Raw genomic sequence first — 11,120 nt, 5'->3', positions numbered from 1 at the left:
GCCCAGGATGGAGGGGTTGGCAATGGCGGTGCCCCACAGGGTCAGGATGAAGAAGGCAATGATGAACATCTCGACTTTCTTGGCGTTCGGCTCTTTGCCAGACTTGCGCATGTTCTGCACGATCATCCCTTTCAGACCTTCACGGGCACCCAGATAGTGACCGAAGAAGGAGGAGACGATGGCCACGAATGCAACTAACGGACCGAAGTAGGAGATGATGGGGCTGGCATGCTGGTTGGCCAGATAGGAGAGCACGGCGATGTTCTGGGCCTTGGCTTCCGCCAGCTGGGCCGGAGTCAGGCTCATGACGCAGGAGAAGACGAAGAACATCACGAAGCCCAGCAGCACCATGGCGGTACGCTTGAGGATGGCATCGGCTTTCTCGACGGCCTGATCACCGTGATCGCGGCGCTGGGCCAGCGAGAAGCTGGAGATGGCCGGGCTGTGGTTGAAGGAGAACACCAGTACCGGGATGGTCAGCCACAGGGTGGTGGCGAAATCCTTGGCTGAGGGCACTTGCTCCAGCGCGGCGCCGGTCCAGTCCGGAATGAGGTACAAAGAGATACCGGCCAGAATGGCGATAAGCGGATAGACCAGGACCTCGGTCACTTTCAGCATCAGCTTTTCACCGGCCAGCATCACTGACATCATGCCCATGATCAGTACGATGGAGAGGATCCAGCGTGGCGGAGCACTCATCTGCAACTGGTTGACCATGAAGCTTTCAACGGTGTTGGTGATACCCACGCCGTAGATCAGCACGATGGGGTAGATGGCGAAGAAGTAGAGCAGGGTGATCAGCTTGCCTGCACCCACGCCGAAATGCTCTTCCACCACTTCAGTGATGTCCGCATTGGGCTTTTTGGAGGAGAGAACAAAGCGTGCCAGCCCACGGTGAGCCAGGTAGGTCATGGGGCCAACCAACAGTGCCATGATCACCAGTGGCCAGAAGCCGCCCATACCTGCGTTGATTGGCAGGAACAGGATCCCTGCGCCGACAGCGGTACCAAACAGGCTGATAACCCAGGTAGAGTCGCGTTTTTCCCAACGAGCAGCTTTAGCTGCATTGGTCCCTTGCTCTGTTGACGACGCAACTTTTTGCGTGCCAGTGACAGTATTAGACATGTATCTCACCCCGAATTGTGGTTCTTATTAAGTCGGCGCAAGGATACGTTTTTTTTAATCAAAAATGTTGATCAAATTCACCTTTATCGAGCCAAAACCCTCACTTTCTTATGGAAATGTGATCAAAACAGTAAGTAATCAATTTTTGTTTGCCCTTTTACGCGTGAATTTAAGGCTGGTGATTAAATTTCGCCGGGCTGCATGTTATTAAATTGTTGTTTTGAAAGATGCTGGGCAAGCTGGTTGATCATGCTGGCGGTGGCCCCCCAGATAAAGTGCTGTTGCCAGGGGATCCAGTAGATGGTGTGCTGCTTTCCCCCCCTGGCAATGGTCAGGGGAATGTGATTGCGTCGATCCAGCAGATGGTCCAGTGGCACTTCAAACGCGTGCTCGACTTCATCCGGGCTCAGGGTGAGCGGGTAGTCGGGTTCGAGCAGCCCCAACACCGGCAGAACCTCGAATCGCGATACGGTATTGAGCTGGTTGAGGGTGCCGATCACTTCAATAAGCCGCGCCGGAATGCCGAGCTCCTCCTCGGTTTCCCGCAGCGCCGTGGCAATCAGGTTCTCATCGCCGGGATCCTGCCGCCCGCCGGGGAAGCTGATCTGCCCCGCATGGTGGCGCAGGTGAGGGCTTCGACGGGTAAGCAGCATATAAAGACCATCTTCCCGCGCCACTATGGGTATCAATACCGCCGCCGGACTGAGCCCGCCAATGGCGAGGCGATGGGCCGGGGCGGGTTGCTGCAACAGGAAGCGGGTCAGCAGTTCGTGGCGATCCATGGCGTGGGTTATCTCCTGTGCGGTGGCCTGACAGTGTGGATGGTTACAGCGCCGAGAGCGGCGGCAGGATGCGGGCGACCTTGTCATAGGTCTCCTGATATTCGCTGTCGGCGTCGGAGTCGGCGATGATGCCGCCACCGGCCCAGCAGTGCAGGCGACCCGCTTCGGCGATCAGGGTGCGAATGCAGATGCTGGTGTCCATCCGGCCATGCTGGCTGAGATAGCCGATGCTGCCGCAATAGGCATTGCGCCGCTGGGGCTCCAGCTCCTCGATGATCGCCATGGCGCGGATCTTGGGGGCGCCGGTGATGGAGCCCCCCGGGAAACAGGCGCGCAGCAGATCGACCCCTTGCCAGCGCGCATCGAGCTCACCGTGAATGGTCGAGACCAGATGATGTACCGCCGGAAACGACTCCACGGTAAATAGATGAGGCACGCTGACCGAACCCGGTCGGCTGACCCGACCGATGTCGTTGCGCAGCAGATCAACGATCATCAGATTCTCGGATCTGTCCTTGTCGGCCCAGGCCAGCTCAAGCGCGACTTGCTGATCGGTGGCCGGATCTGCGTGGCGAGGGCGAGTCCCCTTGATGGGCTTGGTCTCGATATGGCGACCGTCGAGCAGCAGGAACCGCTCGGGGGAGAGGCTGAGCAGCGCGCTATCCGGCAAGCGGATAAAGGCAGAAAAGGGGGCCTTGTTGGCGGCGGCCAACACACAATAGGCCTGCCACTCATTCCCCTGATAGGGGGCGCTGAATCGCTGGGTCAGGTTGATCTGGTAGCAATCCCCTGCGGCGAGGTAGGCCTGAATGCGGGCAAACTTCTCGCCATACTCAGCGCGACTCATATTGCTCTGCCAGGGCCCCAGCAAGGCAAAAGCGGGGGCCGGTTTGGCCTGTTGCTGTTCGAGCCAGGTCAGCCGTCTGGCAAGGCCCGCTTCATCTCCCCAGTGCACCAGCTGCCAGTCACCGGTCGCCACATTACGCAGCAGCGCCCAGTCGTAGATCCCCACCGCCATGTCCGGCACCGCGATATCGGCGCTAGCCTGCACCGGCAGCCGTTCGAAGCGGCGGCCCAGATCATAGCCAAACAGACCGAGGGCGCCGCCAATAAAGGGGAGGCGAGTAGCGCACAGATCCAGCGCCCCCAGCAGCTGTTGCTGGGTGCGGGCAAGCAGGGTGAGGGGATCTTCGTTGTGTTCGCTGATATCCGCCCCGACGCGTAGAGTCGTCACCTCGCCGCGGGTCTCGAGGGTCGCCAGCGGATCGGCAGTGATGATATCAAAGCCGTTGTCGGCCCCGAGCGGCCCAGCCGACTCCAGCAACATGGCCCAAGGCTGATGTTGCAGGCGGGCAAAAAGCTGATGGAGTTCAGCGCGATGGTCTAGATGATGGATATGAAGTGTTGGCGTCATTTTATGTTATACAGGCAACAGTTTAGTTCCCGAACCCTAGTCGGTGCTGGTGGGCAAGCGTATCATAGGTGTCGGTGACTTAAGAAAAAACTGCCGTGTTGTTCGTTTTTTGCTGGTTGATAGTTTTTAGCCAGCGCGTCAGCACGGCCCATCATATGGAAGCCCTTGCTCTGCTCTGTGGCAGAGATAAGGACCAGTGAGGATGATATGAGCATTATAAAAAAACAGGATTTCATCGATTCGATCGCAGATGCCCTCCAGTACATCTCCTATTACCACCCGTTGGATTTTGTTCAGGCAGCCAAAGCGGCGTATGACCGCGAGGCCAATCCGGCGGCAAAAGATGCGTTGGCCCAGATCCTGATTAACTCCCGCATGTCCGCCGAAGGGCATCGTCCGCTCTGCCAGGACACCGGTATCGTGACCTGTTTCGTCAAGATCGGCATGCAGGTGCAGTGGGACAGCGACATGACCGTGCAGGAGATGGTGGACGAAGGTACCCGTCGTGCCTACACCAATCCTGACAACCCGTTGCGCGCCTCCGTGCTGGCCGATCCGGCTGGCAGTCGCAAAAACACCAAAGACAACGCCCCTGCTGTCGTGCATATCGACATGATCCCCGGAAACAAGGTGGAAGTGAGCATCGCGGCCAAAGGCGGCGGCTCCGAGAACAAATCCAAGATGGTGATGCTCAACCCCTCTGACGATATCGTCGAGTGGGTGTTGAAAACCGTGCCGACCATGGGCGCAGGCTGGTGCCCGCCCGGCATGCTGGGCATCGGCATCGGCGGTACCGCCGAGAAAGCGGCAGTGCTGGCCAAAGAGGCCCTGATGGAGCACATCGACATTCAGGAGCTGATCGCCCGTGGTCCCAAGACCACTGAAGAGAAGCTGCGGGTCGAGCTTTACGACAAGGTCAACAAGCTGGGGATCGGTGCCCAGGGTCTGGGCGGCCTCACGACCGTGCTGGATGTGAAGGTCAAATCCGCCCCGACTCACGCCGCCTCCAAGCCGGTGGTGATGATCCCCAACTGCGCCGCCACCCGTCACGTTCACTTCGAACTGGATGGTTCAGGCCCCGCCGAACTGACCCCGCCGAAGCTGAGCGACTGGCCGGAGATCACCCGCGAAGCGGGCGCTAACGTGCGCCGCGTCAATGTCGACGGCATCACCAAGGCAGAACTTGCCAGCTGGAAGAGCGGCGATACCGTGCTGCTCTCCGGCAAGATCCTCACCGGTCGTGATGCTGCTCACAAGCGCATCGCCGACATGCTGAAAAATGGTGAAGGGCTGCCGGAAGGGGTCGATTTCACCAACCGCTTCATCTACTACGTGGGCCCGGTCGATGCGGTGCGTGACGAAGTGGTTGGCCCGGCAGGCCCCACCACCTCCACCCGGATGGACAAGTTCACCGACATGATGCTGGGTGACACCGGCCTTATCGGCATGATCGGCAAATCCGAGCGTGGCCCGAAAACCGTCGAGAGCATCAAGCAGCACAAAGCCGTCTATCTGATGGCGGTGGGCGGCGCCGCCTATCTGGTGGCCAAGGCCATCAAGAAGGCGCGCGTGGTGGCCTTTGCCGATCTCGGCATGGAAGCGATCTACGAGTTTGAAGTGGAAGATATGCCGGTGACCGTTGCAGTCGACTCCGAAGGCAACAATATCCACGAAACCGGCCCGGCCTACTGGTCTGCCAAGATTGCCGAGCTGGACGGCAAACTCTCCTCCTGAGTGACCGTTCCCGCGGCCGGTTAACGACCGTGGCCAGTAAACAAGGCGCGTCCATCGGGATGCGCCTTTTTGTTGGCCGATCACCGCAATATTGACATGCTTCTGGTGGTAAATTGTCCAAAGAGAGGACCCAATGAGAGTGCTGAATCTGAACTCGGCAACAAGGAGGATGTAACAGGATGAATGCGTTACCGCTTTACGCTATCGAGATGTATGAGGGCTCGCCCTGGCTGCTGGTTGATGGCACCTTGACGGCAGATCTGGCCGAGATGAGGCTGATCGACTTTGGATCATTTATCAGTGTCGAAGGCGGGTTGGTTTACGAAACCTTGCCAGCGCAGCCGTGGCGGGAAACCTTATTGGCCTTGGGGCTTGAGATTGCGCGTTGAGTGAGTCAGACCCGCAGGTACGCCGCTCAAACGTTAAAAAAGGATGGTGCCATGGGCAACCATCCTTTTTTGTTCTGAACCGGCCCCATCACTGAGTGATGGCGGACAGGCTTAGGCTTTTTTCAGGTAGGCGGCAACCAATACGATCTGCACGCCGTTGACCTTGCCTTCGATATGGAGCGGGTTGTTGGTCAGACGGATGCCCTTGACCAGGGTGCCGCGCTTGGCGGTGAAACCGGCGCCTTTCACGTCCAGATCCTTGATCAGGGTGACCGAGTCGCCCTCTTGCAGCACGGCGCCGTTGGAGTCAACGGTCGGTGTGCTGTCGTCATCTTCGTCAGCCAGTCCGGCTTCGGCCCAGGCCTTGGCCTCGTCTTCCATGTACATCATGTCCAGCAGATCCTGAGCCCACACTTCACCCTTGCCGGAGAGTGCTTTCAGCTGGCGCCATGCCATCACCTGCACCGCAGGCACCTGGCTCCACATGCTGTCACTCAGGCAACGCCAGTGGTTGACCACCAAGGTATCCGGTTGTTCCAGCTGACCACGGCAGGTGTCACAGATAGCAACGCTGTGATCATCGTCGCTGGCGGGGGAGTGAGGTACCACGAAGGCGGTCAGCGCCTGCTCGGCGCTGCACAGTTCACACTTGGCGCCCGCGCGCGCTTGCAGGATGGCGTTGATGGTCATGTTGTTGGTCCCATAGCTAGTGGTAAAGCGACCCGCGGTGGGCGGGGCGCGTGAAAGAGGGGGCGGAATATAGCATAAAACCCCGTACTTTGTCAGGTCGGGCCTTGGCGGGGGCCGCGAACCGCGGCGGGATCGATCAATGGTCGTGTCGAATAACCGGATGCTGGAGGCAGATTACTCGAGCCAGTTGGTACGATCGGAGCAAGCTCAATCAACCATCTTGCCCTTGTTTCGTGCTTCGTAAAGGTAAGGGGTTGGCGTGCGTGAGAATAGCCTGGGGAATAGCAAAAAGGGGGGATTACCGTGACGTTATACGTTGAGAGTCAGCAAAGGTTGTGATCGGTGATGGATGCCATGACGCGTTGCGTCTTGCAAGCACCCATCATACCGGTTCATCTGATCGGAAGTATTACCCTTATATCACGCCTCATCGTGTGATCCGTTATTTCACGCAGCCAAGCCACCATACACTGGCTCGCCAAGCGTAAAGGTGATGCACCGAGCTGTATGCCTGCTGTTGGTCGGTAGTCAAATTTGGATGGGGTAGCCCTCACCAAATACAACGGGACGCTCAATAAGCGGTCAGCATAAAACTTTTGCCACAGGATTGATTACCATTGGCCTCGGTGGTGACAAATGAGGTTTCTGATAAGGGGTAATTGATCGCATCAGCCTTCAAGGTTAGCCGGATTTCGGTGAGGAACCGTTGCTTATTACCGCGTTTGTTACTGTTACAGCTAAGCTGCACGGCAGATTTAGCATCATTATCATAGGCGTCGGCAAAAGCTTGCATAAATTCAGCTGTATTGACTACCTTGCCATAGTGCTCTTTCATGAAGTTCCCGACAGCACTGCTCCGGATATCATTATTAAGCCGGATCATCGCACCAAAATAATCTTCAGGAGGGAAGTTAAAACAGACCCCATGTTTGGCGTACTCATATTTATGCAAACATGTATTATTGCTGGCGCCCGGCATGTACTCCTGCAATTTATGATGGAAGGCATCAGACATTCCCACATCCTCGGCACCACACCAGTTCTTTTTCACCGAGGGATAGGGCCTGCCCATTGAGGGATCAATGGCAGCACTGCATCCTTTGGATCTCCAGCTACTCTCACTCATTTCAAGCGAAGCGGGCAGGCTTGGCCACAATCCATGAATGGTAAGCGCAGCAAGCTCATCTGTTCCGATTTTCGGGTTCTGGCATTCGTAAGGAGGGTTATTACTTTTAGTCAGGCAAAAACCGGGTTGCCAGGAGAGTGCCAGTACATAGGCATCAAAATCCGTATTTATCTGCGGCGACAAATCGGCTGCATATGCAGTATATGATGAGGTCCCCAGCAGCAGAATGGAGGATAGCGCGAGTAATGTTTTTTGCATGTGACGGTCCTATGGTTGTCATTATTAATGAAACGGTCATTCTGTTCAGTCGCCGTATCTGTATGTCTCATTGCGATCATGAATCATCACAAAATGGACTGCGTTACTGCCATGAACAGTCATGGAGGGGAAAGATCCCAAGCGCAAGCAAATAATATATTGATTACTTGCCAAGCCCGACAACTGCGTTTGGGGTACATGTGTATGTACACTACTAATACGTTAGTGTTTCCGGTGCATTTTAATCAGGGCAATACCCACCATAAACATTGGTGTCAGGGGATGGTACAGACGGCATTAAATAGATAGGTTTTGCGCGTGATGACACATAGATATATGTACCTGTTCTTCTCTCAGCTTCACGCGCGCTTTCCCAAACGCGATGATAATAGATTTTATCCATGGGTAGATGTGTGATGTTTGGCACAAAAACCACCACCAATGTTAATGCATTGACGGTTATTCAATATTTAAACATGTTCATCTCAGTTATTCCTAATACTCATCTCAGTTATTCAAAATGTAGAAGTAGCTCTGCCATAGCAAGAGAGACAATATTAACGATTTCATCATCAAGCTGGATGTCATCGTATTGATGTTGCGTCACCAAGGTGGGGCGATGCTCCCCTGTTGCTCACTGCGGTGGAGCAACGGCATGACGCCGTTCTCGCGCCCATGCAAGCAGAGTGAGCTGGGGTTGCAGAAGAACCCCACGTTTTGTCTGATAGCCAGTCAGTCGAGCGCCAGTGGAACCATCAGGCACAAGTTGAAGAGCATCATGGGCAAGCGCCAATAGATCAATGGAGAGCCAGTATGTTTGTGCGAGTCACTCTCTTTAGTGCGCCGTCTCCCTCTTCCCGGGGAATCGTGACGTAGCGGTAGCACTATGAGGGTCAGCTCTTTAGAATGAGCCTCTTTTTTTGACTGCAAGACAGGGGCATTCGTGCTGGCTCAACGTTTTCAACAACTGGATCGACTGCTCACTCGCTACCGGCGCTGGTGGCAATATCAGCCATACCATCATCTGACCATGGCCTTTGCCGATGAGGCCCCCGATCTGGCGGCGCAGCTCAATGGGCTGACCCTGGCCCAGCTGTCAGAACTCGATGCCGATATGGATGCCCTCAGCAAGCTGCTTGCCCCCTGGATTGCCGAGGGGGCCGAGTTGCAGCAGCTCAGCCAGCTTGCCCCTTTTACCCCCGAGCCCATTACCTGCAGCAAGGAGATGGCGCTGCATATGCCGGGGCGCAAACAGGCCCAGATTGAGTCATTCACTGCCTGCCTGCCCGCCCATCAGGGCCCCTATCTGGAGTGGTGTGCCGGCAAGGGCCACCTTGGGCGGTTGGTGTCGCTCCACCGACAGGCCCCCATCCTCAGTCTGGAGCTGCAAGGGCAGCTCTGTGACGAAGGTCGGATGTTGGCCGAGCGGGATGGCGCGACCATGACCTTTACCTGCGCAGATGCCTTTGCCCCCGAGTCGGCGGCGCTGATCGCCCCCGAGCACCATGCCATGGCGCTCCATGCCTGCGGCGAGCTGCACACCCATCTGCTGGAGCGGGTAGCCGAGCGCAGTGCCAGCGGGGTGACCATCTCGCCTTGCTGCTACCACCTGATCCGTACCAGCCACTACCGCCCGCTGTCGGCGGCGGCCAGAGCCAGCGAGCTGGCATTGAGCAAGGCGGATCTCAAGCTGCCACTGCAGGAGACTGTGACCGGCGGTGCGCGGATCGCTCGTCTGCGGGAGCTCGAAGTGGTGTGGCGGCTTGGATTTGACTGCCTGCAGCGTCAGGTGCGTGGGGTGGATGAGTATCTGCCGGTGCCCAATATGCAAAAGAGCCTGCTGACCGGCACCTTCGAGGCATTCTGCCGCTGGGCAGCAGAGCGCAAAGGAATTGTGCTGCCCGTCGAGCTCGACTATCCCGCCTGGTTGGCCCAAGGGGAGCGCCGCTTCGGCGATGTCGCCCGCATGGAGCTGGTGCGCCACCTGTTTCGCCGCCCCCTCGAGATCTGGCTGGCGCTCGATCGCGCGCTCTTTTTGCAAGAGCAGGGTTACCGGGTCGAAGTGGGGGAGTTTTGTGCCAAACCCATGACCCCGCGCAATATCCTGATCCGCGCCGTGCGCACCTGACATCCGGCTCTCTTGCGCATTTCTCTTGAACATTGATGATGGCTGACAGTTTGAGCGTGTCAGCCATCACAGCGCTAATGCGGGGTGACGCCACGGCTTGTGAAAGGGGATGTAGGGGATGCGGATCAGAGACGCAAGCCAGTGCCGAGGGGGGTTATCAGGAGTGGCGCTGGATGTGGATGGTGTTGAGCAAGATTGCGGTCTGTTTCATGACGGCCTAAGGCCGTGGCATCGATACCGCCAAACGGTTGCTGAGGCTTGCAGCCTATTTCGCAGAATCGATATAGAACAATTATGAAAGAAACAGCATTTAATCATATTTCATAAACATGTTTTTTCTATATTTATCAGGTGTGGTTCCTGATATTTTTTCAAACATTATAATAAAAGATGATGAGTTACTGTAACCTAGCTGGTATGAAATATCTTGTATGGACATGCTGGTTTTCAAAAGTGATAACGATTGAATAAATCTCAGACGAGATCGCCATTCACGAAATGACATGTTTAATTTTTCTTTAAACCTTCTGGATAGAGTCTTCTCCGAAACATACACTTTCTCTCCCCATTGTCTCAGTGTCCTACTATCACCCGGATTTTCATAAAGAGATTCAAGAATCTTTTTGATAAACTTATCTGTGGTATTTGGTAGATAGGTCAGTCCTTTAGCGTGTTCTTCCAACTGGTCAATCATGACCATAGAGAGGGCAATATCCTTGCTAGTCATTAAAACGTTAACTTTTCTCATCAGCAGATCATTGATTATAGCGCGATTGATATCAGAAATTGCAAGAATGCAGGGGGAGCTGGATAATTGGTGACAAAATTTGAATGGAATAGATATTGAGCAGTACTCTGCATTTTTTTCATTATAACTAGAATGTAAGATATTGGGTGGGATCCATACGCCATATTTATATGGAGCTATAAGGGTTTTTTGATTATTTACATTCACCTCCATAACACCAACATTGATGACGTTTAGCTGTCCCCATTCATGTTTATGAAGCACGACCTCTGTGTTGGCAATCAACGTTGTATTTAAAATGCTAACATATTCTTCTGATACTTTTAATCCATCTAGAAAAGAGTTATGATAAGTTTTTTTCATAAACGGCTATTTATCTCATTCAGGGGATAGTGAAGCATGTTCAATAATTTTATTTATGGCATAATTTTTTAAAAAAATCAATTATTCCCCGCGTTTCGATATGGTTCATCAGAGTCGTTATAGTCTTCGGCTGCTTACTACTGCGGAAGGTGTGAACAAGTCACTGGGTATGAAAGTCTACCTCTATAACTAATGGAAATAGGATGAGTAGCCTTGATGGAAAAGGCAACCTATTCTCACCTTCCTGCTGGTATGATGTTATACGTTATTGTTAATTGTTTAACATAGAAATTTTAGCGTTTAAAGAAACCTTTTAAAACCATCCAGACTAGTTTGAAGATACTGAGTTTTGCCCCCGTAGAT

The 11,120-nt window shown here is 54.6% G+C and carries 9 protein-coding genes; 3 read left to right on the top strand and 6 right to left on the bottom strand.

Annotated elements, in window-relative coordinates; all coding sequences use genetic code 11:
- The 3 genes from LD28_RS0110815 to pabB all read right to left on the bottom strand — a co-directional run.
- The coding region (locus tag LD28_RS0110815) for an aromatic amino acid transport family protein (RefSeq protein WP_033136978.1) at positions 1-1,125 on the bottom strand (1,125 nt) is incomplete at its 3' end.
- Positions 1,126-1,307: 182 nt separating this feature from the next.
- On the bottom strand, positions 1,308-1,907 hold the full coding sequence (locus LD28_RS0110810) for a CoA pyrophosphatase (RefSeq protein WP_050514302.1): 600 nt from the start codon (positions 1,905-1,907) through the stop codon (positions 1,308-1,310).
- Positions 1,908-1,950: 43 nt separating this feature from the next.
- Positions 1,951-3,234: an aminodeoxychorismate synthase component I gene (pabB, locus tag LD28_RS0110805; RefSeq protein WP_033136976.1), complete on the bottom strand. Its 1,284-nt coding sequence runs from the start codon at positions 3,232-3,234 to the stop codon at positions 1,951-1,953.
- A 294-nt stretch (positions 3,235-3,528) separates the two neighbouring features.
- Between pabB and LD28_RS0110800 the strand changes: the two genes are divergently transcribed.
- Positions 3,529-5,055 (top strand): fumarate hydratase, encoded by a 1,527-nt coding sequence (locus tag LD28_RS0110800; protein ID WP_033136975.1) that lies wholly within the window; start codon positions 3,529-3,531, stop codon positions 5,053-5,055.
- Positions 5,056-5,234: 179 nt separating this feature from the next.
- A complete protein-coding gene (locus LD28_RS0110795; RefSeq protein WP_033136974.1) occupies positions 5,235-5,444 on the top strand; it encodes a hypothetical protein in 210 nt (69 codons plus the stop codon).
- Positions 5,445-5,555: 111 nt separating this feature from the next.
- On the opposite strand, the gene LD28_RS0110790 is transcribed toward LD28_RS0110795, so the two are convergent.
- Both LD28_RS0110790 and LD28_RS22265 read right to left on the bottom strand, forming a co-directional pair.
- Positions 5,556-6,134, bottom strand: coding sequence for a PhnA domain-containing protein (locus LD28_RS0110790; protein ID WP_033136973.1), 579 nt, complete (start codon positions 6,132-6,134; stop codon positions 5,556-5,558).
- A 571-nt stretch (positions 6,135-6,705) separates the two neighbouring features.
- Complete coding sequence (locus LD28_RS22265) at positions 6,706-7,518, bottom strand: ribonuclease T2 family protein (RefSeq protein WP_033136972.1); 813 nt, start codon at positions 7,516-7,518, stop codon at positions 6,706-6,708.
- Between the two features lie 943 nt (positions 7,519-8,461).
- On the opposite strand from LD28_RS22265, the gene LD28_RS0110780 reads away from it, so the two are divergent.
- Positions 8,462-9,646: a methyltransferase gene (locus LD28_RS0110780; protein ID WP_033136971.1), complete on the top strand. Its 1,185-nt coding sequence runs from the start codon at positions 8,462-8,464 to the stop codon at positions 9,644-9,646.
- A gap of 310 nt (positions 9,647-9,956) precedes the next feature.
- On the opposite strand, the gene LD28_RS22260 is transcribed toward LD28_RS0110780, so the two are convergent.
- Positions 9,957-10,757 carry an AraC family transcriptional regulator gene (locus LD28_RS22260; RefSeq protein ID WP_033136969.1) on the bottom strand — a complete coding sequence of 267 codons (801 nt, stop codon included), beginning with the start codon at positions 10,755-10,757 and terminating at the stop codon, positions 9,957-9,959.
- Between the last annotated feature and the right edge of the window lie 363 nt (positions 10,758-11,120).

Origin of the sequence: Aeromonas finlandensis (assembly GCF_000764645.1) — a bacterium.
Classification (GTDB): domain Bacteria; phylum Pseudomonadota; class Gammaproteobacteria; order Enterobacterales; family Aeromonadaceae; genus Aeromonas; species Aeromonas finlandensis.
Note: the sequence above shows the minus strand (reverse complement) of the source record. Positions and strands in the feature narration are given on the sequence as shown.

Excerpts from the sequence above, each read along its gene's own strand:
- LD28_RS0110800 (WP_033136975.1), top strand. The coding sequence starts at position 3,529 with ATGAGCATTATAAAAAAACAGGATTTCATCGATTCGATCGCAGATGCC.
- LD28_RS0110795 (WP_033136974.1), top strand. The coding sequence starts at position 5,235 with ATGAATGCGTTACCGCTTTACGCTATCGAGATGTATGAGGGCTCGCCC.
- LD28_RS22260 (WP_033136969.1), bottom strand. The coding sequence starts at position 10,757 with ATGAAAAAAACTTATCATAACTCTTTTCTAGATGGATTAAAAGTATCA.
- LD28_RS22265 (WP_033136972.1), bottom strand. The coding sequence starts at position 7,518 with ATGCAAAAAACATTACTCGCGCTATCCTCCATTCTGCTGCTGGGGACC.
- LD28_RS0110790 (WP_033136973.1), bottom strand. The coding sequence starts at position 6,134 with ATGACCATCAACGCCATCCTGCAAGCGCGCGCGGGCGCCAAGTGTGAA.
- pabB (WP_033136976.1), bottom strand. The coding sequence starts at position 3,234 with ATGTTGCTGGAGTCGGCTGGGCCGCTCGGGGCCGACAACGGCTTTGAT.
- LD28_RS0110810 (WP_050514302.1), bottom strand. The coding sequence starts at position 1,907 with ATGGATCGCCACGAACTGCTGACCCGCTTCCTGTTGCAGCAACCCGCC.